The organism is Pantoea sp. GABEPS69 (assembly GCF_045780835.1).
GTDB lineage: Bacteria > Pseudomonadota > Gammaproteobacteria > Enterobacterales > Enterobacteriaceae > Pantoea > Pantoea septica.
The window spans coordinates 889663-913237 of the sequence record NZ_CP118618.1; the positions used below are offsets into that span (position 1 = coordinate 889663).

Consider the following 23575-nt stretch of genomic DNA (forward strand, 5'->3'; position numbering starts at 1 on the left):
GACAGACGCCGCAGGCAAAGCATTACAGAATACGGCTAATCAGACGGTCGATACGAATACGGCGCAGACGACGAATCAGCTTGCGCACCTTAGCGGGATAGTCAGAAATGCTTTCCAGATCGCGGAAATGCTTCACTACCTCCGTATGCGTGCGGATCAGCGCCAGCTCTTTTTCACGCTGCTCGGCGAGCTGCTGCAGCGGATCGTGGATCAGCACCGCATTTTCCAGATCGAGACGCCAGGCGCGCGGGTTGAGGTTATTGCCGGTAATCAGCATCCACTCGTCATCGACCCAAATGCCTTTCAGGTGAAAGCTGTTCTCGCCATCCTTCCACAGGCGTACCGCCAGCTGTCCGTTATCGACATAGTACTGTAGACGACTGAGGAAGCGGCGCAGATTGATCTCATAGAGATAGGGCAGCGCGCCGATAATTTTGAACGGCTGCTCAGGCGGAATATAAAAGTCGTTGGCGGTTTTATCGCCGACGATAATCTCCACCTCTTTGCCCTCGCGCAGCAGATGAATAATGCTGCGCACCAGGATGGCCGGCAGGTTGAAGTAAGGGGTACAAATGGTGAGCTTCTGCTCGGTGCAGGGCATCAGGTGAAAAATGGTTTTATTGAGCAGGCTGCGTTTGCCTAGCCCAACCAGCGGGGTAACGGTCAGCTCTTCATTATGGCCATCGCCGGTGAACTGGTAGTTGAAGCCGCGCAGATCCTGGCGGAACTGGCGCGTCTCATTTTTGATTTCCGGGCTGGAGGGACGCTCTTCGCGATCGAGACGGTTGACCGCTTCCGACTGCTTAAGGTTGACGTTAATCCACTCATACATGGTGTCGGCCAACTGCGGGTTGCGAATCAGCTGATAGCGGTCGTAGCGATACTTATCGTGCTGATGCAGGTAAACGTCGTTAATACTGGCGCCGCTGTAGAGTAGCGTATCGTCGATGATAAAGCCTTTCAGATGCAGCACGCCGAGCGCTTCGCGCGTATTGACCGGGATTCCGTAAACCGGAATGGCGATATCCGCATGCTGCGTCGCCATCTCGCAATACCAGTCGGCATTAGTGACGCCGCGCGCCGCGCCGATGCGTCCGCGCTGGGCGCGATGCCAGTCGACCAGAATGCTGACATCCAGCTCAGGTTGCGCGCGTTTCGCCGCATAGAGCGCATCCATTACCGCGCGGCCGGCATCGTCGTTTTCCATGTAGAGCGCGACAATGCAGATACGGTGCTGTGCCGCCGCGATCTTTTCCAGCAGCGTGCGACGGAAGTCGGCTGGCGAGTAGAGCGTTGTCACGTCCGCAGGGGACTGTGACAGCTTCGGCAACTGTGCGAGGTGTTGTTGATGCTTATTGCGTTTGAATTTAGTCAGCATCGCAGTGCGCTTCTTCTCGTTTCATTGCATGGCCTTTTGCCATCAAATCAGGGTCATAACGGTAAATAATAACATCAACCTGGTGCGGTCGGCCATTTTTTACCTTTCTCTACAAGGTTAGCTGATGTCCCTGTGTAAGGGTAAATTGAGGCTGACGATACCTTCATCGAGCTGAACCTCCACCCCAAACCCCAGCTTGCGCGCCAGGGTAATCATGCCGCGGTTATGCGGCATGGTGATCCCGTTGAGCTGCTGCAGGCCATGATCGCGGGTATAGCGGATCATTTTTTCCAGCAGCCGCCGTCCCATGCCGAGCCCTTTTAAATCGGATCGCACCAGTACGGAAAACTCGGCGTCAATGTTGTCGGCGTCGGAAATCGCGCGCGTGACGCCGATAATCTCGCTGCTCTCCTGCTGCTGTCGCACCGCGACGAAGGCCATCTCGCGGTCATAGTCGATCTGCGTCATATTGGCGAGATCCTCATGGGTGAACTCGTTGATCTCGCTAAAGTAACGGTAGTAGAGATCCTCTTTGGTAACCTGTGCGATAAAGGCGCGCAGCAGCGGCTCATCTTCCGGCAGGATAGGGCGGAACAAGCAGCTCTGCCCATCTTTCAGCGTCACCCGCTCTTCAAGCTGCTGCGGATAGGGGCGTATCGCCAGCCGCGCTTCGTTGTCGCCGCTGAACGGCGCCAGATCGAGGGTGACGTCCAGCAGGGTGAATTCGCTGCCCGCCGCCAGCAGCGGATGGATATCGAGCCGCTGGATCTCCGGGCAGTCCACCACCAGGTTAGAGACCTGCACCAGCAGCTGGCTAAGCGCAGGAATATCCAGCGTGTCGAGCCCGCCGCGACTACGGATCTTGCCGCTTTTGATCGCCTGAATCACCAGATAGCGCGCCAGCGTCATATTAAGCGGCGGCAGCGCTACCGCCGCCTGCTTGTCCGCCTGCCACTCTACGCCGCCTTCGCCCAGCAAAATCACCGGACCGAACAGCGCATCCTGCTGCACCACGACGCGCAGCTCCTGCGCCCCGGCGCGGTTCGCCATGCTCTGCACCAGCAGCCCTTCGATGCGCGCCTGCGGCAGCGTCTGTTTTACCCGATCGACGATCGCCTCGGCCGCCTGCTGCACTTCCGCAGCGTTGCGCAGATAGAGCATCACGCCCTGAACCTCTGATTTATGCGCGATATCGGGCGAGCGCAGCTTGAGCGCCACGGGATAGCCGATACGTTCGGCGATAGCGGCCGCATCAAGACTGTCGCTGGCAATCCAGGTCGGCAGCGTCGCCAGCCCGTACGCCTGCAGCACCGGCTGCACCTCATGGGTGTCGAGCGTGGTAACCCCTTTCGCCAGCGCCTGCGACAAGAGCTGATGCGCCTGGGCGCTGTCCTGCGTCAGGCTGGCGGGCAGCGCCGGAGTTTCGCGCAGCTGTTTCTGATTGCGGCGGTACTCCACCTGGTGCATAAACGCCGTGACCGTGCCTTCCGGGGTACGCCAGGTGGGAATGCCCGCCTGAGTAAAGGCACGCCGCGCCGCCTGCGAGGAGAACTCGCCGCACCAGTTAGTCAGTAGCGTTACCTGCTTGCCGCGCGGATGGGCGGCAATGGCCTGAATGATCTGCTGCGCCGATTCGGTGGCGGGCGCTACCGCGCTGGGCGCATGGATAATCATCAGCGCATCGAGCTCATGGCTGCCCAGCAGGATATTCAGGCAGTCGACATAGCGCTGCGGCGTAGCGTCATCTTTCAGGTCGAGCGGATTGCCGCGTCCGACACCTTCCGGCAGCAGCGCCGCCAGCGCCGCCAGCATCTCTTCGCTCAGCACGGCAAGCTTGCCGTTACGCGCATAGAGTTCATCCAGCGCCAGCGCAGCAGGCGCGGCGCCGTTGCTGACGATCATCAGCCTGTCGCCGCGCAGCGGGCGCATATGGCTGAGCGATTCTACGGCGGTGAAGAGTTCGTGAGTATCCTGCACGCGCAGCAGGCCGGCGCGCTGGATCGCCGCATCCCAGGCGGCGTCCAGCCCGCTGTGGGTGCCGAGCAGCGCCTGCGCCTGATGGCTGCGGCCGCTTTTGATCACCAGAATGGGTTTATTACGCGAGGCGCTGCGCGAAGCGGAGACAAAGCGCCGCGCGTCGCTCAGGTGTTCGAGATAGAGCAGAATGGCGCTGGTTTTACCGTCGCGCGCCAGAAAATCGAGCAGATCGTCAACGTCGGTATCCAGGCTGTCGCCCAGCGCGATAAACCAGGAGAAGCCCAGACTGCGCTGCTGCGCCCAGTCGAGAATCGTATTGGAGACCGCCGCCGACTGAGAGATAAAGGCGATGCGTCCTTTTTCAATCGGCACCGGCGAGAAGCTGGCGTTAAGCCCTTGCCAGGGCGCAAGCAGCCCGAGGCTGTTAGGGCCGAGCAGGCGAATCTGCCACTGCGCGGCGCAGCTTTTGAGCTCGTCCAGCTGGCTGGCGGGCGCGGAGAGGATAATACAGGCCTTGCACCCTTTTTCGCCCAGCTGCTGCAGCAGTTCGAGGTTACGTTTCGCATGGGTGCAGATCACCGCCAGGTCGGGCGCGAACGGCAGGCTGTCGATGGTGGGCCAGGCGAGCACGCCGCTGACAGCTTTATATTTGGGCGTCACCGGCAGCACCGGGCCGCTAAAACCGCCCGCCAGCAAATTGCGCATCATAAAGTGACCCGCGCGTCCCGGCCTGTCCGAGGCGCCGATCACCGCAATGGATTTAGGTCGTAACAGCGCTTCCAGTCCGCGTTGGCTCATCCCACTCTCCCGAAGTCGACTGGCATGATTGTAATCGCTTTTAACGCGGTTTGCCGGTCCAGCGATCGCAGGCTGAGAGCCGCACCGGTATTTCCGCCGCGCAGGCGCGCTACAGGCTTTCGGCGATGACGCTCTGATGGGCGGGATGATGCGGTTTGCCCGCCAGGTAGGCGTGGCGGAAATGCTCGAAGTGCTGTCGCAACGCCTGCGCCGCCGCCAGATCGCCCGCCTGCTCCAGCAGCGCCGCGGCCACTTCGGCGGTACAGTGCTGGCCTTCGCCATGGGCTTCGCGCAGGGTATAGCGCGACGGCGCGGTGACGTTGAGCGACATCACCGGCAGCGCATCGAGCCAGGGGCTTTTGCGAAACATTTTGCGCGCTTCGGTCCAGGTGCCGTCGAGCATAATAAACAGCGGCGGCTTGCCGCTCAGCGGCGGCGCGGTCAGCACCTCGCGGCCGGGATCGGCATAGGAGGCGGGAAATACCACCATCGGCTGATAGTCGGGATGCGCGACGGCGCTAAGCAGCGCCGGATCGGGCTCGGTGCGCGACCAGCCGAACGCGTCGGTCTGCGGCAGGATATCGGCAATCAGCCGCCCGGTGTTGCTGGGCTTCATCGGCTCGGTATCGAACATCACCAGGCAAAAGCGGCTGCGCGCGCTTTGCGGCTTAATAGTGGCGCACAGGCAGTTTTTCTGCGGCAGCAAGCAGCGCTGACAGCGCACGACGCGGTTGCCTCGGGCGAGAAAAGGGCGAGTGGCGCGGGCAAGGCGTTGCGCACGCAGGCGAAGAACGGCGTTATCAGTCATGGCTTAGGGAGAAAAGTAAAACGCTAGTGTAATCGAAGCGCGTGCGAAATGAAAAAGGCCAGCGCGGCTGGCCTGAGAATGGGGAGAAAAGGTCCGGAGAGACTTACAGCGATTCATCCAGCCATTCGTTGAAAGGCGCCTTCGGCATCGCGCCGTTCAGCATGTCCACCATCTCGCCTTTTTTAAAGATCATAATGGTCGGAATGCTGCGGATGCGAAAACGCGCGCTCAGCGAAGGTTCCGCTTCGGTGTTCACCTTGATGAAACGCACCTGGCCGCTGCGCTCCTGCGCCACCTCTTTAAACACCGGCGCGAAGTTAACGCAGGGGCCGCACCAGGGCGCCCAGAAATCGACCACTACCGGCAGATCGTCCTGCAGATATTTATCCAGCGTATCGGCGGTCGCGTTTGCGACTTCGCCATTAAACAGATCGCTGCCGCAGCGGCCGCATTTCGCTCCATCGGCGACGCGCTCAGGCGGAACGCGATTGGTTGCCTGACAGGAAGCACATACCGTATTCATAATTACCTCAAAGGGTTTGCAGGTGCCATTCTTGTAAATATTGCCCATTATGAGAAGGTTGCGAACCGCCCTCAAACTGGATTGTCCAATAGGTTCAATAGTTGATAGCTAAGCGCTAATACATCAGGTAATCTGCGCGCTCTCAATGCAGGAGGAACAGATGAACGACGAATTTAAAGGCAAAAGTGGCAAGGTAAAAGTGATGTACGTGCGAGATGAGGGCGAGTCAGGCTCACGCGCGCCGAATCCGCGTACCGGTAAAGGGGGTGGCCGCCCAGCCCGTCAGGAAGATTCTCGTCGTTCTTCTGGCCCAGGCCGCCGCAGCGAAGAGGGCGGCAGCCGCAAGCCGCGCAGCGATGAAGGTAGCCGGGGTTCTCGCCGTGATGAAAGCAGCCGTGGTCCGCGCAGCGATGAAGGCAGCCGTCGTTCTCGCAGCGACGAAGGCAGCCGCAAACCACGCAGCGACGAAGCCTTCTCGCCCTGGCGCACCGTGTCGCGTCCGCCGAGCGAGCGCGCGTCGGTAGAAGAGAAACAGCCGGAGCAGGGTGGCAAAGTCGCTATCGATCCGGAAGTGATCCGTCGTCAGCGTCAGGAAGAGACGCGCGTCTACGGCGAAAACGCCTGTCAGGCGCTGTTCCAGAGCCGCCCCGAAGCGATCGTGCGCGCCTGGTTCGTGCAGAGCGTAACGCCGCGTTTCCGCGAAGCGCTGCGCTGGCTGGCGGCGAACCGCAAAGCCTATCACGTCGTTGAGGATGCCGAGCTGGCGAAGGCCTCCGGCACCGAACACCACGGCGGCGTCTGCTTCATTATCAAAAAACGCATGGGCATGGCGGTCAGCGAGTGGCTGAGCCAGGCCGGTGAGAAAGATTGCGTGCTGGCGCTGGAAGATGTCAGCAACCCGCACAACCTGGGCGGCATTATGCGCAGCTGCGCGCATTTCGGCGTGAAAGGTTTGCTGGTGAACGACGCCTCGCTGCTGGAGTCGGGCGCGGCGGTGCGTACCGCTGAAGGCGGCGCAGAACACGTTCAGGCGATCAGCGGCGAAAGCTTTGCCGCCGGTCTGGAAGCGTTCCGCAAGGCGGGCTATACCATTGTCACCACCTCTAGCCATGAAGGCACGCCGCTGGCGAAAGCCGAGCTGCCGGCGAAGATGGTGCTGGTGCTGGGGCAGGAGAGCGAAGGCCTGTCCGACAGCGCGTTCCAGCAGGGCGATATCAGCCTGTCGATTGGCGGCACTGGCAACGTCGAGAGTCTTAACGTCTCGGTGGCTACCGGCATTCTGCTTGCTGAATGGTGGCGCCAGAACGCATAAAAAAACGGGCCGAAAGGCCCGTTTTTGTTTCTGTGCTTGTGAGGCTTTGCTCTTCTGCCCAGACCACCCACTTTTTCATGTCAGCGCTGTTTACTAACGTCTTAAATCAGTGCGCGCCGCCGCCGCCGCTGCCGGAACCAAACGGCGGGCGGGCAAACCAGATCAGCACCAGCAGAATCAAAAACACGCCGGCCGAGGCCCAGAAGATTTCGTTGGCGGAGATAATCAGCCCCTGGTTGGTGATCTGCTGCGCGATATAGGCCGATGCCTGCTGATGGCTCATCCCCATGCCTTCCAGCTGCGTATACATCTGCTGCGCATTGGGGTTGTAGGGCGTAATCGACTCGGTAAAGGTGCTGTGGTGCATCGATTCCCGGTTAGTCCACATAGTGGTGGTAATCGAAGTGCCGATCGAGCCCGCCAGCGTACGCACGAAGTTCGACAGGCTCGACGCTGCCGCCAGCCGCTCAGGCGCCAGTCCCGAAAGGGTAATGGTAGTGAGCGGCATAAAGAAGCAGGCGACCGCAAAGCCCTGGATAAACTGCGGCCAGGCCGACGCGCCAAAGTCCATCGAGGGTTCGAAGGTATAGGCGCGCCAGTAGAAGCAGACGGCATACATGATAAAGCTGAAGGTCACCAGCCGACGCATATCCAGCTTGTGGGCGAAGCGGCCGATAATCGGCGACAGGATCACCGGAATAATCCCTACCGGCGCGGACGCCAGACCGGCCCAGGTCGCCGTGTAGCCGTATACCTCCTGCAACAACTGCGGCAGCAGAACGATCGAGCCGAAGTAGAGCATATAGGCCAGGCTAATAGAGAGGCAGCCGATGGTGAAGTTGCGCGACTTAAATAGCGCCAGATCGACAATCGGGTGATCGTCGGTTAGCTCCCACACCAGCAGCACCGCCAGCGACACCACGGCGACCACCGTCAGCACCACAATCTCAGTAGAGTTAAACCAGTCGAGCTCCTTACCGCGGTCCAGCATCACCTGCAGACAGCCGATGCCCACCACCAGCAGTACCAGGCCCACCACGTCGATAGGGCGAACCTCGGTGCGGGTTTCGCGGCCGCGCAGCGTCTGCAGCGTCAGCATCACCACCACCGCGCCGATCGGCACGTTGATAAAGAAGATCCAGCCCCAGTGGTAGTTATCGCTGATCCAGCCGCCGAGAATCGGCCCGCAGATGGGCGCAACGATCACCGTCATCGCCCACAGCGAGAGGGCGATGCTGCGCTTGGCAGGCGGATAGTTGCTGAGCAGCAGGCTCTGGGAGAGCGGAATCAGCGGACCTGCCACCACGCCCTGCAGGACGCGGAAGAAAATCAGCATCTCCAGGCTTTCCGACATGCCGCACGCCCAGGAGGCGATAGCGAACAGAATGGTCGCCCAGGTAAAGAGTTTCACCTCGCCGACGCGCTTCGCCAGCCAGCCCGTAATCGGAATGGAGATGGCGTTCGCCACCCCAAACGAGGTAATGACCCATGTGCCCTGCGAGTTGGAGGCGCCCAGATTGCCTGCGATGGTCGGAATCGCCACGTTAGCGATGGTCGAATCCAGCACCTGCATAAAGGTCGCCAACGACAGCGCGATGGTCATCAGGACCAGCGGCGCGCCTTCTAGCGGTTTTTGTGCCATGACAGCCTCCGCGTGATCATCCGGCGTTGGCGCGAACGATATCAGTGATCAGCTGGTTCACCGGCGCCAGATCGATCGCCAGCGCATTGCTGCTATAGGCGGCCTGCTGACGAACGCTGGTGGCGAGGGCGCTGCCGTCTTTACTGGTGGTGTCGACTTTCACCAGCGTCGACAGACCAATACGCAGCGGATGTTTCGCGATATCGTCCTGATTAAGCTCGATACGCACCGGCAGACGCTGAACCACTTTGATCCAGTTGCCGGTGGCGTTCTGCGCAGGCAGCAGCGAGAAGGCGCTGCCGGTGCCCATATCCAGACCGACCACTTTGCCGTGATAGACCACGTCGTCGCCATAGATATCGGCCACCACCGTGGCGTCCTGTCCGATGCGCACGCCAGCCAGCTGCGTCTCTTTGAAGTTAGCGTCGATCCACAGATTGGTGGCGGGCACCACCGCCATCAGCGGCGTGCTGGTGCTGATTTGCGAGCCGACCTGCACGCTGCGGCGCGACACGTAGCCGTCCATCGGGCTGCGAATATCGGTACGCTGCAGCGCCAGCCAGGCGTCGCGCAGTTCCGCGGCGGCCTGTTTTACCGCCGGCTGCTCGTCCAGCGAAGTGTTGAGGATCATCGCCTGGTTGGCGTTGTACTGCTGCACCGCCACGTCGAGCTGCGCTTTCGCGGTCGCCACCGCGTCGCGCGAGTGCTGCAGCTCTTCACGGCCGATCAGGTTAGACGCTCCCAGCGGCTCGCGGCGTTTCAGATCCGCTTCCGCCTGCGCCAGCGCGGTTTGCTGCAGCGCGATGCTCGCCTGATACTGCTTCGCGTTGATCATCAGCTGATGGGTCTGACGCACGCTGGTGGCCAGCGCGGTCTGCGCTTTTTCAAACGCCTGCTCGGCGTCGGTTTTGTCCAGCGAAACCAGCACGTCGCCTTTCTTCACGAAATCGGTATCGTCGAACCAGACTTTATTAACGCTGCCCGACACCTGCGCCATGACCTGCACCTGATTTCCGGCCACGTAAGCGTCGTCTGTTTCCTGAAAATGCCGCAGCACCAGGAACCAGTAAACACCCCAGGCGATGCCAGCCAGCACAAAAAGCAGCGCCAGCAGAATCAGCACTTTTTTACGCGTCTTCTTTTTTTGGGCTGGCTGTTGCGGGCTTTGCGCCTCCGCTGTTGCACTCATCTCTGTCTCCAACTGTTTCATATGCCGGGGCGCGATTGTCCCTTTTCACGGAGCCCGAGTCGAAAAAAGCCAGCGACAAGGCGCTGGCCGGATAAAAGGGGATTAAAATAACGGTTTCGACAGGTGATTGTGTCGCAGTTCTTGCTATTAGCGAGAGAGGGAGGCGATGACCTGGTCTTCGTCCATTTTGTCGAGACGATTGAGCAATTTACGCGTGATGCCTTCCAGCTGCGATTTCTCGTCGTTCGACAGCGAAGACCAGAGATATTGCAGGCTCTGATGCTGAGGCGGCAGCAGCTGACGCAGGAACTCGTTCCCTTTTTCGGTGAGATGCAGATGGAGGCAGCGACGATCGTTATCGCTCTCGCGACGCTCGATCCAGCCGCGCTTCTCCAGCTCATCGGCGATACGCGTGGCGTTGGTGCGCGAAGAACCCAGCGCGGCGCTCAGCTCGGAGGGCTGAATGCTCTGGTTTTCCTGCGCATCCAGCGTAATCAACGCCATGAATAAGGTTTCGTTAATTCCCTGCGCCTTTAACATCTTATTGCGATTTTCCAGCAGCTTTCCCTGCATGTGCATGCACAGACGCGTCAGAATGATTTCGTGCAGCGGGAAATCTTTGTGGCGATTTGCGCGGATGTTAAGCATCTGTTCAATGGGAGTAAACGAACTTTCCATTATAAAAAAACCTCACTAGTTGCAACTAATATAGTAACGATGGTGACAGATTAAGCGTAGTCATTTTTACTCCGCGCAATTGTTCAGAAGATCACACTGTCGTCATCAGGTGGTTCCAGGCCGCTCCCTGACCTTGGGCACGAAACCCTCGTCCACTGCTGCTTATCGCTGCAGGGCACGATATCTAAACGGGAAGAAACTTTTTGTTTGCTAAATAATTTCGCAAGAAAAAATAACTTGTGTGAATAGGTTTGTTGCTAACCATAACAAAACTAACCATTCGTGACCAGACTCAATCACATGTTTGGTATTTTATTTACTTACTAAAGTGGGTTTCGAAGCGGTAACCGCGCCACCAAATCAGCAGGTTGAGCAGCGTCATCACCACGCCAGCGGCGCATACGCCGTACCAGCCGGCGAAGTGAAAGGCGTTGGCGGAGAGCACCGAACCAAACGCGCCACCGATAAAATAGCTGGTCATATAGCCAGCGGTAAGGCGATTGCGCGCCTCGGGCATCTGACTGTAGATCACGCTCTGATTGGTGATATGCACCCCCTGAACCGCCAGGTCGAGCAGCAGAATGCCGACAATTAGCGCGGCCAGAGAGTGCGCGCCCAGCGCGGTCATCCCCCAGGAGGCGAGCATAATCAGCAGGCCCAGCGTGGTGGTTAGCTTGGCTTTGCCCTTATCCGCCAGCGATCCGGCCTGACGCGCCGCCAGCGCGCCCGCCGCGCCGACCAGCCCCAGCAGGCCGATTTCCCCTTCAGAGTAACCGTAAGGCGGCGAGGCGAGCAGAAACGCCATCGACGTCCAGAGCACGCTAAAGTTGGCGAAAGAGAGACAGCCGGTCCAGGCGCGGGTACGAATCACGCGATTGGCCCGATAGAGCTGGAAAATCGATTTCAGCAGCTGCGGATAGTTCAGTGACACCGTGGGCTTAACCTGCGGCAGAAAGCGCCACAGTGCCAGCGCCATCAGCACCATCAGGACGCTGGCGGTCCAGTAAACGGTGCGCCAGCCGCCCAGCTGCGCCAGCGCGCCCGCGACGGTACGCGCCAGCAGAATACCGAGCAGCAGCCCGCTCATTACCGTGCCGACGATTTTGCCGCGCTTCTCCGGCGGCGCCAGCGTCGCGGCAAGCGGCACCAGGATCTGCGCCACCACCGAGAACAGGCCGGTCAGCACCGTGCCCAGCAGCAGCAGCGTAAAAGAGGAGGAGGTGGCGGTCATCACCATGCCGCCCGCCGCCAGCAGGCTCATGCCGACGATCAGGGCGCGGCGCTCAAGCATATCGCCAAGCGGCACCAGCAGCAGCAGACCGCAGGCGTAGCCAAGCTGCGCCGTGGTGACGATAAAGCCCGCCATGCTGACGGAGAGGTTAAAGTTCTGGGCGACGGTATTGAGCAGCGGCTGCACATAGTAGTTGCTGGCTACAGAGAGACCTGTGGCGACAGACATCAGCAACACCAGCGCAGGCGTCAGCGTATGGCGATGAGCATTCATTTATCAGGAGCGCAGAGAGTAATAATCATAATCGGGTAATAGTAACCCAAAAAACTATTTCGCTGATGTGTAATTTGACAGGACGTACCAGTCGGTTCGGCAGAAAGAGAGGGCAGGGAAGGCAGAGGGGCAGCGCATACTGCCCCTGGAGTGAGTCGTGATTTATTTGGCAGCCGCGAGCGCGTCCTGAATCCAGCGATCGAACTGCTGCTGGTGGGCGTGGATCCAGCCGTCGACATGGCGGTTGATATCCGCTTCAGACGCCTGACCGGCATGCATCGCCGCATTTTCCGCATTGATATCGGTAATCGGCAGCTTCATCTCGGCAAACAGCGTCGCCGCCGCCGGGTTCTTCTCCGCCCAGGTTTTATTGGCCACGATATGCATAGTATTGACCGGGAAACCGTAGTTGGCGCCGTTCGGCAGTTTGGTGTCGACCTTGCTCTGCGCGCCCGGCAGCGACGAGAACGGCACCTGCAGCCACACCACGTCGCGGCCCGGCTTCAGCACGTCGCTGAGCCAGTAGGGCGTCCAGGTATAGTAAAGGATCGGCTTGCCCTGCTTAAAGCGCGCCAGGGTATCGGCGACCATCGCCGAGTAGTTGCCCATATTGGCGGTCACGGTATCGCTCAGGCCGAACGCGGCGTTCTGATGATTGATGACCGCTTCGCAGCCCCAGCCGGGCGTGCAGCCGGTCATATCTGCTTTGCCGTCGCCGTTGCTGTCGAACAGCTGCGCGATTTTCGGGTCTTTCAGCTGCGCGATATTGGTGATGTGATACTGCTCGGCGGTCTTCTTGTCGATCAGATAACCCTGCGCCGCGCCGGAGACGTAGGTGCCTGCGCGGTAGAACTTCTTGTCGCCGCCTGCGGCGTTGTACATATCGTCATGCAGCGGCTGCCAGTTGGTGGCGACAAAGGTGAGGTCGCCGGCGGCGATAGAGGTGTAGGCGACGTTATAGTCAATTTCGCTCGGCTTTTCGACGGTATAGCCCAGCTTTTCCAGCGCGCGGCTCACCAGCAGCGTCTGGAAGCCCTCTTCGGCGATGGTGCTCTGCGCGGGCTTAACGGTGATGCCTTTGCCCGGCAGATCGGCGGCAAAAGCCTGGGAAAAGGTGAACGTGGTCAGCACGGCGGCGAGGAGAGGTGCGGTCTTGCGCATAGTTATTCCTTATTGTCGGCGTTGCGAGGCGAGCGGCCGCGACGGGCCGCCCGAAAAAATCAGGATTTGCGGAAAGGGCGCGTCAGCAGCCCAACCGGGCCGGTGTGGCTCCAGTGGCGGCTGCCGCGGCTGCGGCCGTCGCGACCCACGGACTGGGTAAGACGGTCAAGGATAATGGCGAGGATTACGATGCCGACGCCGCCCACGGTGGCCAGTCCCATATCGAGACGGCCGATACCGCGCAGCACCATCTGGCCGAGCCCGCCGACGGCGATCATCGAGGCGATCACCACCATCGACAGCGCCAGCATCAGCGTCTGGTTGACGCCCGCCATAATGGTCGGCATCGCCAGCGGCAGCTGCACTTTAAACAGCATCTGACGCGGGCTGGCGCCGAAGGATTCGCTGGCCTCGATCAGATCGGCAGGCACCTGCTTGATGCCGAGGATCGTCAGGCGCACCATCGGCGGCAGGGCGAAAATAATGGTCACCACTACGCCGGGCACGTTGCCGATGCCGAACAGCATGACGATCGGCACCAGATAAACAAACGCCGGCGTGGTCTGCATCGCGTCCAGCAGCGGCCGGATGATACGGCTCGCACGCTCGCTGCGCGCCAGCCAGATGCCGAGCGGCAGCCCGATGACGATGCAGAACAGCAGCGCGGTCAGCACCAGCGCCAGCGTCACCATCGCCTGCGACCAGGCGCCGATCGCACCGATCAGCACCAGCGAGATCAGCGTCGCGACGCCCATCGCCGGGCTGGCGATCTGCCAGGCGATCAGGGCGAACACCACAATCGCCACCGGCGCGGGCAGGCTCTGCAGCAGTTGCTGAAAGGCGCTCAGGATATAGTCCACCGGCACGCGCACGCCCTGAAACAGCGGACGGAAGTGATTCACCACCCAGTCGATGCCTTCGGTCACCCAGCGATCGAGCGGGATCAGCGTTTTATGAAAGGGATCGAGCAGATTAAAATGCTCCGGCTGCGGCGCAGGCGCGCTGCTCAGCCAGTCGCTGCCGCTGGCGGCGGCATCATGCGTGCCGCCGCCGTCAGGCGTGCCCCAGGCGTCAGCGCCCTGGCTGGCTGGCGCGGCGTGCTGCATGGCGGCATCTCCCGCGCCGGCCCAGGGATCGCTGCTCGCCTGCGCGGCGGCGTCGGTCTGAGACGCGGCGCTCGTGTCCTCCCACGGATTACTGTTCTGTTCACTCATGACGAAGCTCCCTCACGATCTAAAGCGCGTAACAACATGCCTTTGGAAATGATGCCGACGTACTGATCCTCTTCGCCCACTACCGGCACGGCGCAGGGCGCGTGCGCGACGTGGCCGAGCAGATCGTTCAGCGAGGTATCGGAGGGAACGGCGGCCGGTGCGTCGAGCAGGGCGCTATCCAGCCCTTCGCCCGCCGCCAGCGCCGCTTTCAGCGAGTCGGTCGAGACCACGCCGATAAATTTCTGCTTCTCCAGCACATAGCCGAATTCGCGATCTTCATCCTGCAGCAGCTTGATAGCGGAGCGCGGGCCGAAGCCGGGTGCTTTGCGGATCAGCGATCCCGCGCTGCGACGGGCGATATCTTTCGCGCTGAAGACGTGGCTGATATCGACGCCGCGGAAAAAGGTGCGCACATAGTCGTTGGCGGGGTTATTCAGAATTTCGTCCGGCGTGCCGACCTGCACCACTTCGCCGCCCTGCATAATGGCGATGCGGTCGCCGATGCGCATCGCTTCGTCGAGATCGTGGGAAATAAAAATAATGGTGCGCTGGTGTTTCGCCTGCAGCTTCACCAGCTCATCCTGCATTTCGGTGCGGATCAGCGGATCGAGCGCGGAAAAAGCTTCGTCCATCAGCAAAATATCAGGATTGATCGCCAGCGCACGCGCTAATCCCACGCGCTGACGCATACCACCGGAAAGTTCGTCGGGATAAGCGTGGGCATAATTTTCCAGCCCGACCTGACGCAGCGCATCCAGCGCTTTTTCCTGACGTTCTGCCAGCGGCACGCCGGCTAATTCCATGCCGAAGGCGGTATTATTTAGCACGTTCATATGCGGCATCAGCGCAAATGACTGAAATACCATACTGATCTTATTTCTGCGCACTTCGCGCAGTTCGCTGTCGGATATTTTGGCGATATCGACGCCGTCAATAATTACCTGGCCCCGTGTGGGCTCGATCAGACGATTGAGAAGGCGAACCATGGTCGATTTTCCAGAGCCGGAAAGTCCCATGATGACGAATATCTCGCCTTCTTCAATGGCCAGACTGGCGTTTTTGACGCCCAGCGACAAACCGGTTTTCACCAGTATTGTCTCTTTGCTTTCCCCTTTTTCAATATATTTAAACGCGCGGTCGGGATTATCCCCAAATATTTTATAAAGATTTTTTACTTCAAGTTTAATTGCCATGCAGTGATAAAATCCTGGTTAAATTATTTTGAAGTTCAGTTTTCCTGGTGAAATTTAAGCGGGTCATACCGTAACATACTGACACTATCTGACAACCCTGGATGACAATATTCATAGCGAGATAAACGGCGCGATCGGCAGAATTTCCAGTGCTCACAAGGGATGAGGGCAGAATAATTTTTTATCGGCGCGATCCCGATTTATGGCGATTTAGCGTCGTTAGCGGCAAAATTGTCAGAAAAGAACATGCCTGAAAAAGGCAATTAACGTCTCTTTAAAGAGAAATGATGGCGAAATAAAAACGGCGCTTTTGCGAAATAATCGGCGGCCAGCGGGGCGGGAAAAAATAATATTGTCGGGCCGCGACGGGCCCGACGCAGGTCGATTAAAAGTCCCAGTCTTCGTCTTCGGTTTCTACCGCTTTGCCCATCACATAGGAGGAGCCGGAGCCGGAGAAGAAATCGTGGTTTTCGTCGGCGTTGGGCGAAAGAGCGGCGAGAATCGCCGGATTCACGGCGGTGAGTTCCGCCGGGAAAAGCGCCTCATAGCCCAGGTTCATCAGCGCCTTATTGGCGTTATAGTGCAGAAAGGTCTTCACCTCTTCCGCCCAGCCGACGTCGGCGTAGAGCGCCTCGGTATAGGCGACCTCGTTGTCATACAGCGCCAGCAGCAGATCGTAGGCGAACTGCTGCAGCGCCTCTTTACGCGCGTCATCAACCTGCTCCAGCGCTTGCTGATATTTATAGCCGATGTAGTAGCCGTGCACCGCTTCATCGCGGATGATCAGCCGAATGAGATCGGCGGTATTGGTCAGCTTGCCGCGGCTTGACCAGTACATCGGCAGCCAGAAGCCGGAGTAGAAGAGAAATGACTCGAGAAACACGCTGGCGATCTTTTTCTTCAGCGGATCGTCGGCGCGGTAGTGCTGCAGAATAATGCGCGCCTTGTTCTGCAGCGCCTCGTTCTCCTCGCTCCACTGATAGGCGGCGTCGACGTCGCTGGTGTTGCAGAGCGTGGAGAAGATGGAGCTGTAGGAGCGCGCATGCACCGCCTCCATAAAGCTGATATTAGAGAGCACCGCCTCTTCATGCGGTGTCAGCGCGTCCGGCATCAGGCCCGGCGCGCCGATCACGTTTTGAATGGTGTCGAGCAGCGTCAGCCCGGTAAACACCCGAATCGTGAGCTGCTGCTGCTGGCTGTCCAGCGTCTGCCAGGCGGGCAGATCGTTCGACAGCGGCACCTTTTCCGGCAGCCAGAAGTTGCTGGTGAGACGGTTCCACACCTCAAGATCTTTCTCGTCCTGAAGACGGTTCCAGTTAATCGCCTGAATCTGTTGTAGTCGCATAGTTTTCATCACAGGGCGCAGGAAACGCAGCCCTGCACCTCCGTGCCCTGTAGCGCCATCTGGCGCAGTCGAATGTAGTAAAGCGTTTTGATGCCTTTCTTCCAGGCGTAAATCTGCGCTTTGTTGATGTCGCGGGTGGTGACGTCGTCGCGGAAAAAGAGCGTCAGCGACAGGCCCTGATCGACATGCTGCGTCGCTTCGGCATAGGTGTCGATGATCGCTTCCGGCCCGATCTGGTACGCATCCTGATAGAGCGCAAGGTTCTCGTTGGTAAGGAAGGGCGCGGGATAGTAAACGCGTCCGGTTTTGCCCTCTTTACGAATCTCAATGCGCGACACGATCGGGTGGATGCTCGAGGTGGCGTGGTTGATATAGGAGATAGAGCCGGTCGGCGGAATCGCCTGCAGGTTCTGGTTATATAACCCGTGCGCCATCACCGCCTCGCGCAGCGCCTGCCAGTCGGCGCGCGTCGGCAGGGAAATTCCCGCCTCGGCGAACAGCCGCGCCACGCGCTCGGTGCGCGGCAGCCAGTCGCGCTCGACATATTTGTCGAAGTACGTGCCGCTGGCATAGGTCGATTGCTCGAAGCCGTCGAAGCGCTGCCCGCGCTCGCGTGCCAGCTGGTTTGAGGTGCGCAGCGCGTAAAAGGTGACGCAGTAGAAATAGAGGTTAGTAAAGTCGAGCGCTTCTGGCGATCCGTAGGGGATGCCTTCGCGCGCCAGATAACCGTGCAGGTTCATCTGGCCAAGGCCAATCGCGTGCGAACGCTGGTTGCCTTCCGCTACCGACGGCACCGAGCCGATAAAACTCATATCAGAAACGGCGGTCAGTGCGCGCACGGCTACGTCCACGGTACGCGCCAGGTCGCGCGAGTCCATAGCGTGCGCAATATTCAGCGAGCCGAGGTTGCAGGAGATATCCTTGCCGACGCGGCGATAGCTGAGATCCTCGTTGAACTCGCTGGCGCTGTTGACCTGCAAAATCTCCGAGCAGAGGTTGCTCATATTGATGCGGCCAGCGATCGGGTTGCTGCGGTTTATGCTGTCCTCATACATGATGTAGGGATAGCCGGACTCGAACTGGATCTCCGCCAGCGTCTGGAAGAAATCGCGCGGCTGGATCCAGCGCTTACGGATGCGGTCGTCCGCCACCATCTCCTCATACTTTTCGCTGATGCTGATGTCGCCGAACGCCTGGCCGTAAATGCGCTCAACGTCGTAGGGAGAAAAGAGCGCCATCTGGCGGTTCTCTTTCGCCAACTGGAAGGTGATATCGGGGATCACCACGCCAAGCGACAGCGTCTTGATACGGATCTTCTCGTCGGCGTTTTCCCGCTTGGTGTCGAGAAAGCGCAGAATATCGGGATGGTGCGCGTTGAGCCATACCGCGCCCGCGCCCTGACGCGCGCCAAGCTGATTGGCGTAGGAGAAGGCATCCTCCAGCATCTTCATCACCGGAATCACGCCCGAAGACTGGTTCTCGATGCGTTTGATCGGCGCGCCGTTTTCGCGCAGGTTCGAGAGCAGAAGCGCCACGCCGCCGCCGCGCCTGGAGAGCTGCAGCGCGGAATTTACCGCGCGGCCAATCGACTCCATATTGTCTTCGATGCGCAGCAGGAAACAGGAGACCAGCTCGCCGCGCTGCTGTTTGCCGCAGTTAAGGAAGGTCGGCGTCGCAGGCTGGAAACGGCCGCTCAGCATCTCCTCCAGCAGCGATCGCGCCAGCGTCTCGCTGCCCTGCGCCAGCGTCAGCGCCACCATGCAGGCGCGCTGTTCGAAGCTCTCCAGATAGCGTTTGCCGTCGAAGCTCTTTAGCGTATAGCTGGTGTAGCACTTCCACGCGCCGAGAAAGGTTTTAAACTCAAAGCCCCAGGCCGCCGCCTCGTCATGAAAACGGCACAGAAAGTCGAAGTCGTACTGGTTCAGCACCGCCGCTTCGTAATAGCCTTCTTCGACCAGATAGCGCAGGCGCTCCGCCGCGCTGGCGAAAGCGAGCGTATTCGGCGCGACGTGCTGCAGAATGAACTGGCGCGTCGCTTCGCGATCTTTGTCGAACTGGATGCGGCCATCGGCATCATAAAGGTTCAGCATGGCGTTGAGCGCGTGATAGTCGAGCGTTACGCCATTGAGGGTGTCTGTTGTTGCCAAAATTGGGTTACTCCCGCTTTAACCGTGGTGATGTCGTCCGGCGTTCCCATCAGCTCAAAGCGGTAGAGCACGGGAACCTGGCATTTTTGCGCGATGATGTCGCCCGCCAGGCAGTAAGCCTCGCCGAAATTGCGGTTCCCCGCGGCGATCACGCCGCGAATGCCGCGCCGGTTCGATTCATCATTAAGAAAGTGAATAACCTGTCTGGGCACCGCGCCGCGACTGCCGCCGCCGCCATAGCTGGGCACCACCAGAATATAGGGCTGCTGCTGCTGCAGGCGCGCGGCCAGATCGAGCGGAATGCGCCGCGCCGGCAAGCCCAGACGGGTAATAAACCGATGGGTGTTTTCCGACTGGCTGGAGAAGTAGACCAGTGGAAACATGGCGCTACTCTCCCGCCGCCGCAAGCTGGCGCAGACCGGCGATCTTATCCGGACGGAAACCGCTCCAGTGGTCGTTGTCCGCCATCACCACCGGCACCTGACGGTAGCCGAGCGCTTTCAGGCTGTCGGCGGCTTCAGGCTGCGCGTCGAGATTGATCAGCTGATAGGCGATGCCGTGACGATCCATGGCCTGCTTCGTCGCGTTGCACTGGACACAGTTATCTTTAGTGTAAATAATAATGCGCATGATTCGTATTTCCCTTAAGTCATGGGCCACGTGGTGTGATCCGCAGGCGAAGGCCTTTATTCTGGACGGCGTCGCGGCTCGCATCTTGTGTCTGGATGATAGAGAAGATACTAGATATAGCGGTTTAAAAATTCAAGCACACTATATATAGGGTTTCCGGCAAACCATCGGCAAAAAACGGCTAACGCCAGGCGGCATGGGGATCGGGGTAGGGGAAAGAATTTTGTAAAGACATCGAGGCAGGAAAAGGGCGAAAAAAAGCCCCGCTTGCGCGAGGCCTTGAGGGTTCTGACGAGATTAGCGGCGACCGACCAGCAGCGCGCCTAATACCAGGCCGACCGCAGCGCCGATGCCCACGCCGTGCCAGGGTTTATCGTGCACGTAGGCGTCAACCTGATAGCTCGCATCGCGTGCCGCCTGAGAAACGCGTCCATGACCGCCGTTCAGTTTCGCACGCGTCTGCTTCAGCAGCGCCTGCGCCTGACTGCGCGCAGAGTCCACCTCATCTTTCGCTTCGCTGCCGTAAGATTTCAGCAGCGCTTCCAGCGAATCAGCGAGATCGTTCACATCCTGGTTAACATCAATGTCATCGTTTTTAGTGGTTCGATTAAACATTTTTTCGCTCCCTTTGATTTTAAACGTAATACTGAGTGTAGACGATGCACAGATAAACGCATCGGCACATCTGGGGTTTAGGGAAATTCCGAAAGCCGCACGGCGGCGTGCTGTTGTAAGGTTGCGAGGCTTGAAAGAAGAGAGGAGAGAGCATGTATTTACGACCCGATGAGGTAGCGCGCGTTCTGGAGAAGGCGGGATTCGAAGTAGACGAGGTCACGCCCAAAGCTTACGGCTATCGCCGTGGCGACAGCTATGTCTATGTTAATCGCGAAGCCCGTATGGGACGCACGGCGCTGGTGATCCACCCCACGCTAAAAGAGAAGAGTCAGCCGTTCGCCGAACCGGCGTCAGAGATGAAGACCTGCGATCACTACACGCGGTTTCCGCTCTATCTGGCGGGCGAGTCGCAGGAGCACTACGGCATTCCCCACGGATTCAGTTCGCGCATCGCGCTGGAGCGCTATCTGCAAAGCGTCTTCGGCTGACGGCGGCCAGCCCCGTCAGCGCGGGGCACGGCGTCTTTTTTTAGCAAAACCTTATCTTTTATCACGTTGCAATTCCCGGCGGCGACGCGTATAACCCTGCCATATAGATGTTTAGACGTCCATATGGATGAAAAGATGAGCGAGCAGGAAAACCCGTCACGGGATCAATTCAAACGTACGATGAAAACGCGCCATCTGGTGATGCTATCGCTGGGCGGCGTGATCGGCACCGGGCTGTTTTTTAATACCGGCTATATCATTTCCACTACCGGCGCGGCGGGCACGCTGCTCGCCTACCTGATCGGCGCGCTGGTGGTCTGGCTGGTGATGGTCTGCCTCGGCGAGCTGTCGGTGGCGATGCCGGAAACCGGCGCCTTTCACGTCTACGCGGCGCGCTATCTTAGTCCAGCTACCGGCTACACCGTCGCCTGGCTCTACTGGCTCACCTGGACCGTGGCGCTCGGCTCCAGCTTTACCGCCGCGGGCTTCTGCATGCAGTACTGGTTTCCCCAGGTGCCGATATGGATCTGGTGTCTGCTGTTCTGCGTCGCTATCTACTTACTGAATATCATCTCCACGCGCTTCTTCGCCGAAGGGGAATTCTGGTTCTCGCTGATCAAGGTGGTCACCATCATCGCCTTTATCGTGCTGGGCGCGGCGGCGATGTTCGGCTTTATCCCGCTGAAAGACGGCAGCGCCGCGCCGGGACTGGGCAATCTCACCCAGCACGGCTGGCTGCCGCACGGCGTGCTGCCGATTATCATGACTATGGTGGCGGTCAACTTCGCCTTTTCCGGCACCGAGCTGATCGGCATCGCCGCAGGCGAAACCGAAAATCCGCAGAAGGTGCTGCCGCTGGCGATCCGCACCACGGTGGCGCGGCTGATCATCTTCTTTGTCGGCACGGTGCTGGTGCTGGCGGCGCTGATCCTGATGGATCAGGCGGGCATCGTCAAAAGCCCTTTTGTCGTGGTGTTTGAGAAGATCGGTATTCCTTACGCGGCCGATATCGTCAACTTCGTTATTCTTACGGCGATCCTCTCGGCGGCGAACTCCGGACTCTACGCCTCGGGACGCATGCTCTGGTCGCTGGCGAATGAAAAGACGCTGCCGCGCTGCTTCGCCCGCGTCAATAAACGCGGCGTGCCGCAGCTGGCGATCACCGTCAGCATGCTGGGCGGCGTGCTGGCGCTGCTCTCCAGCGTTATCGCGCCGGACACGGTGTTCGTCGCGCTGTCGGCCATCTCCGGCTTCGCGGTGGTCGCCGTCTGGCTCAGCATCTGCGCGTCGCACTACATGTTCCGCCGCCGTCATCTGGCGCAGGGCAGGGCGCTGGGCGAGCTGCTCTACCGCGCGCCGTTCTATCCGCTGACGCCGATACTGGGCTTCGCCCTCTGTCTGCTGGCGTGCGTCGGACTGGCGTTCGACCCTTCGCAGCGCATTGCGCTCTGGTGCGGCATTCCCTTTGTGCTGCTCTGCTATGCGGTTTACGCTGTTACCCATAAAAAATCGCAGGCTGAGGAGGCCAAAGATGCAGCATAATTCTGTGGCGCAGGCGCTGGCTGAAAGCGACATGCTGATTCTGGACGGCGCGCTGGCGACCGAACTTGAGGCGCGCGGCTGCAACCTGGCGGACGCGCTCTGGTCCGCGAAGGTGCTGATGGAAAATCCCGAGCTGATCTATCAGGTGCACTACGACTATTTCGCCGCCGGGGCGCGCGTCGCCATTACCGCCAGCTATCAGGCGACGCCGCAGGGCTTCGCCGCGCGCGGGCTGGACGAGGCGCAGTCGCTGCAGCTCATTGCCCGCAGCGTTGAGCTGGCGCGGCGCGCGCGCGATGACTATCGCGCAGCCAGCGGCAGTCAGGCCGCGCTGCTGGTGGCGGGATCGGTCGGGCCGTACGGCGCCTTTCTCGCCAACGGGGCGGAATATCGCGGCGACTACGCGCTGCCGGAGGAAGAGATGAAGGCGTTTCACCGTCCGCGCGTGCAGGCGCTGCTGGCGGCGGGCGCCGACCTGCTGGCGTGCGAAACGCTGCCCTCGTTTGCCGAAGCGCGGGCGCTGACCGCGCTGCTGGCGGAGTTCCCTGCGGCGCAGGCCTGGTTCTCCTTTACGCTGCGCGACGCGGCGCACATCAGCGACGGCACGCCGCTGCGCGAGGTGGCGGCTTTCCTGCAGGCGCAGCCGCAGATCGTCGCGCTGGGCATCAACTGCGTCGCGCTGGAGCAGGCGACGCCGGCGCTCCAGCAGCTGCAGACGCTGACCAGCAAGCCGCTGGTGGTCTATCCCAACTCCGGCGAGCAGTACGACGCCGCCAGCAAAACCTGGCACTCCGCGCCGTCGGGCTGCACGCTGCGCGACAAGCTGCCCGAGTGGCGCGCCGCCGGCGCACGGCTTATCGGCGGCTGCTGCCGCACCACGCCGCAGGATATCGCGGCGATTGCGCACGGCTGTCAACCGCAATAAAGCGCAGAAAACAGGCGATGATAGGGCGATTAACTACGCAAGGGCGGTTTACACTGCCTTTTCTGACTCTTAAGCGGATCCCTTCATGAAACAGCGACTTCTTATCCTTGCCGCCGCGCTGCTGCTTAGCGGCTGCGCCTCGATTGTCGGCTCGTCGACCCAGGCGGTGCGCATCGACTCGCTGCCGCAGGGCGCGCGCTTTACCGTACAGGATGAGGATGGACGTTCCGTGGCGGAAGGCTATACGCCGCAAACCGTGGAGCTGGCGAAGTCGACCGGCCGCTATTTCGGCAAGAAGCACTATCAGGTGATGCTGGAGAGTCCGGGCTACGTGCCGGTGACGCTGCCGATCGAAGGCAAAGCGAATCTCTGGTATCTGCTGGGCAATATTCCGCTGGGCGGTTTTCCCGGCTGGCTGCTGGTCGACCCCTTTAACGGCGGAATGTACAACCTCCAGCCGGACCATCCGCGGCCCTTCCTTAATCCGGTCGGCGCGCGCGGCTAGC

At 59.9% G+C, this 23575-nt stretch carries 21 protein-coding genes; 5 read left to right on the forward strand and 16 right to left on the reverse strand.

Translation table 11 applies throughout. The features are described 5' to 3' along the window. Window positions 1-22: 22 nt before the first annotated feature. The 4 genes from pssA to trxC form a co-directional block, all read right to left on the reverse strand. Window positions 23-1378, reverse strand: a complete 1356-nt coding sequence (pssA, locus tag PVE98_RS04255; protein WP_096073682.1) for a CDP-diacylglycerol--serine O-phosphatidyltransferase — start codon at window positions 1376-1378, stop codon at window positions 23-25. 117 nt (window positions 1379-1495) lie between these two features. Then, complete coding sequence (locus tag PVE98_RS04260; RefSeq protein ID WP_096073681.1) at window positions 1496-4153, reverse strand: bifunctional acetate--CoA ligase family protein/GNAT family N-acetyltransferase; 2658 nt, start codon at window positions 4151-4153, stop codon at window positions 1496-1498. Between the two features lie 109 nt (window positions 4154-4262). Beyond that, entirely contained in the window at window positions 4263-4961 is a 699-nt protein-coding gene (locus tag PVE98_RS04265) for a tRNA-uridine aminocarboxypropyltransferase (RefSeq protein ID WP_033754134.1), read from the reverse strand. A gap of 103 nt (window positions 4962-5064) precedes the next feature. Next, window positions 5065-5484 (reverse strand): thioredoxin TrxC, encoded by a 420-nt coding sequence (trxC, locus tag PVE98_RS04270; RefSeq protein ID WP_096073933.1) that lies wholly within the window; start codon window positions 5482-5484, stop codon window positions 5065-5067. 160 nt (window positions 5485-5644) lie between these two features. Here trxC and PVE98_RS04275 point away from each other — a divergent pair, with 160 nt between their 5' ends. Beyond that, a complete protein-coding gene (locus tag PVE98_RS04275; protein ID WP_096073680.1) occupies window positions 5645-6796 on the forward strand; it encodes a tRNA/rRNA methyltransferase in 1152 nt (383 codons plus the stop codon). A 106-nt stretch (window positions 6797-6902) separates the two neighbouring features. Here PVE98_RS04275 and emrB read toward each other — a convergent pair whose 3' ends face one another. From emrB to PVE98_RS04335, 12 genes are all read right to left on the reverse strand, one after another. After that, on the reverse strand, window positions 6903-8438 hold the full coding sequence (gene emrB, locus PVE98_RS04280; protein ID WP_033754128.1) for a multidrug efflux MFS transporter permease subunit EmrB: 1536 nt from the start codon (window positions 8436-8438) through the stop codon (window positions 6903-6905). Between the two features lie 16 nt (window positions 8439-8454). Beyond that, complete coding sequence (emrA, locus tag PVE98_RS04285) at window positions 8455-9627, reverse strand: multidrug efflux MFS transporter periplasmic adaptor subunit EmrA (RefSeq protein WP_096073679.1); 1173 nt, start codon at window positions 9625-9627, stop codon at window positions 8455-8457. A gap of 147 nt (window positions 9628-9774) precedes the next feature. Continuing rightward, window positions 9775-10305 carry a transcriptional repressor MprA gene (gene mprA / locus PVE98_RS04290; protein ID WP_033754123.1) on the reverse strand — a complete coding sequence of 177 codons (531 nt, stop codon included), beginning with the start codon at window positions 10303-10305 and terminating at the stop codon, window positions 9775-9777. A 316-nt stretch (window positions 10306-10621) separates the two neighbouring features. Then, window positions 10622-11809, reverse strand: coding sequence for an MFS transporter (locus PVE98_RS04295; RefSeq protein ID WP_096073678.1), 1188 nt, complete (start codon window positions 11807-11809; stop codon window positions 10622-10624). Window positions 11810-11971: 162 nt separating this feature from the next. Next, entirely contained in the window at window positions 11972-12970 is a 999-nt protein-coding gene (gene proX, locus PVE98_RS04300) for a glycine betaine/L-proline ABC transporter substrate-binding protein ProX (RefSeq protein ID WP_096073677.1), read from the reverse strand. Between the two features lie 59 nt (window positions 12971-13029). Further along, on the reverse strand, window positions 13030-14184 hold the full coding sequence (gene proW / locus PVE98_RS04305; RefSeq protein WP_096073676.1) for a glycine betaine/L-proline ABC transporter permease ProW: 1155 nt from the start codon (window positions 14182-14184) through the stop codon (window positions 13030-13032). Continuing rightward, window positions 14181-15377 carry a glycine betaine/L-proline ABC transporter ATP-binding protein ProV gene (proV, locus tag PVE98_RS04310; RefSeq protein WP_096073675.1) on the reverse strand — a complete coding sequence of 399 codons (1197 nt, stop codon included), beginning with the start codon at window positions 15375-15377 and terminating at the stop codon, window positions 14181-14183. The genes proW and proV overlap by 4 nt, the downstream gene beginning before the upstream one ends. A gap of 385 nt (window positions 15378-15762) precedes the next feature. After that, entirely contained in the window at window positions 15763-16722 is a 960-nt protein-coding gene (gene nrdF, locus PVE98_RS04315) for a class 1b ribonucleoside-diphosphate reductase subunit beta (RefSeq protein ID WP_096073932.1), read from the reverse strand. Window positions 16723-16730: 8 nt separating this feature from the next. Further along, window positions 16731-18869, reverse strand: a complete 2139-nt coding sequence (gene nrdE, locus PVE98_RS04320) for a class 1b ribonucleoside-diphosphate reductase subunit alpha (protein ID WP_407568549.1) — start codon at window positions 18867-18869, stop codon at window positions 16731-16733. Beyond that, window positions 18839-19252, reverse strand: coding sequence for a class Ib ribonucleoside-diphosphate reductase assembly flavoprotein NrdI (gene nrdI, locus PVE98_RS04325; RefSeq protein ID WP_096073673.1), 414 nt, complete (start codon window positions 19250-19252; stop codon window positions 18839-18841). The genes nrdE and nrdI overlap by 31 nt, the downstream gene beginning before the upstream one ends. 4 nt (window positions 19253-19256) lie before the next feature. Beyond that, entirely contained in the window at window positions 19257-19499 is a 243-nt protein-coding gene (locus PVE98_RS04330) for a redoxin NrdH (protein ID WP_033754102.1), read from the reverse strand. A gap of 297 nt (window positions 19500-19796) precedes the next feature. Next, window positions 19797-20114, reverse strand: a complete 318-nt coding sequence (locus PVE98_RS04335) for a DUF883 family protein (RefSeq protein ID WP_033754100.1) — start codon at window positions 20112-20114, stop codon at window positions 19797-19799. Between the two features lie 152 nt (window positions 20115-20266). Between PVE98_RS04335 and PVE98_RS04340 the strand changes: the two genes are divergently transcribed. From PVE98_RS04340 to PVE98_RS04355, 4 genes are all read left to right on the forward strand, one after another. Beyond that, window positions 20267-20602, forward strand: a complete 336-nt coding sequence (locus PVE98_RS04340) for a DUF2002 family protein (protein WP_033754097.1) — start codon at window positions 20267-20269, stop codon at window positions 20600-20602. Window positions 20603-20737: 135 nt separating this feature from the next. After that, window positions 20738-22144, forward strand: a complete 1407-nt coding sequence (mmuP, locus tag PVE98_RS04345) for an S-methylmethionine permease (protein ID WP_333621201.1) — start codon at window positions 20738-20740, stop codon at window positions 22142-22144. Then, a complete protein-coding gene (gene mmuM, locus PVE98_RS04350; RefSeq protein ID WP_033754092.1) occupies window positions 22134-23069 on the forward strand; it encodes a homocysteine S-methyltransferase in 936 nt (311 codons plus the stop codon). Before mmuP ends, mmuM begins: the two co-directional genes overlap by 11 nt. Window positions 23070-23154: 85 nt before the next feature. Next, complete coding sequence (locus PVE98_RS04355) at window positions 23155-23574, forward strand: hypothetical protein (protein ID WP_033754089.1); 420 nt, start codon at window positions 23155-23157, stop codon at window positions 23572-23574. Window position 23575 lies beyond the last annotated feature (1 nt).

Coding starts and splice junctions, on each gene's coding strand:
- mmuM (WP_033754092.1), top strand. CDS start 22,134: ATGCAGCATAATTCTGTGGCGCAGGCGCTGGCTGAAAGCGACATGCTG.
- PVE98_RS04295 (WP_096073678.1), bottom strand. CDS start 11,809: ATGAATGCTCATCGCCATACGCTGACGCCTGCGCTGGTGTTGCTGATG.
- emrB (WP_033754128.1), bottom strand. CDS start 8,438: ATGGCACAAAAACCGCTAGAAGGCGCGCCGCTGGTCCTGATGACCATC.
- nrdF (WP_096073932.1), bottom strand. CDS start 16,722: ATGCGACTACAACAGATTCAGGCGATTAACTGGAACCGTCTTCAGGAC.
- PVE98_RS04340 (WP_033754097.1), top strand. CDS start 20,267: ATGTATTTACGACCCGATGAGGTAGCGCGCGTTCTGGAGAAGGCGGGA.
- PVE98_RS04335 (WP_033754100.1), bottom strand. CDS start 20,114: ATGTTTAATCGAACCACTAAAAACGATGACATTGATGTTAACCAGGAT.
- proX (WP_096073677.1), bottom strand. CDS start 12,970: ATGCGCAAGACCGCACCTCTCCTCGCCGCCGTGCTGACCACGTTCACC.
- PVE98_RS04260 (WP_096073681.1), bottom strand. CDS start 4,153: ATGAGCCAACGCGGACTGGAAGCGCTGTTACGACCTAAATCCATTGCG.
- trxC (WP_096073933.1), bottom strand. CDS start 5,484: ATGAATACGGTATGTGCTTCCTGTCAGGCAACCAATCGCGTTCCGCCT.
- mmuP (WP_333621201.1), top strand. CDS start 20,738: ATGAGCGAGCAGGAAAACCCGTCACGGGATCAATTCAAACGTACGATG.
- proV (WP_096073675.1), bottom strand. CDS start 15,377: ATGGCAATTAAACTTGAAGTAAAAAATCTTTATAAAATATTTGGGGAT.
- PVE98_RS04330 (WP_033754102.1), bottom strand. CDS start 19,499: ATGCGCATTATTATTTACACTAAAGATAACTGTGTCCAGTGCAACGCG.
- PVE98_RS04355 (WP_033754089.1), top strand. CDS start 23,155: ATGAAACAGCGACTTCTTATCCTTGCCGCCGCGCTGCTGCTTAGCGGC.
- PVE98_RS04265 (WP_033754134.1), bottom strand. CDS start 4,961: ATGACTGATAACGCCGTTCTTCGCCTGCGTGCGCAACGCCTTGCCCGC.
- PVE98_RS04275 (WP_096073680.1), top strand. CDS start 5,645: ATGAACGACGAATTTAAAGGCAAAAGTGGCAAGGTAAAAGTGATGTAC.
- mprA (WP_033754123.1), bottom strand. CDS start 10,305: ATGGAAAGTTCGTTTACTCCCATTGAACAGATGCTTAACATCCGCGCA.
- proW (WP_096073676.1), bottom strand. CDS start 14,184: ATGAGTGAACAGAACAGTAATCCGTGGGAGGACACGAGCGCCGCGTCT.
- nrdI (WP_096073673.1), bottom strand. CDS start 19,252: ATGTTTCCACTGGTCTACTTCTCCAGCCAGTCGGAAAACACCCATCGG.
- emrA (WP_096073679.1), bottom strand. CDS start 9,627: ATGAGTGCAACAGCGGAGGCGCAAAGCCCGCAACAGCCAGCCCAAAAA.
- pssA (WP_096073682.1), bottom strand. CDS start 1,378: ATGCTGACTAAATTCAAACGCAATAAGCATCAACAACACCTCGCACAG.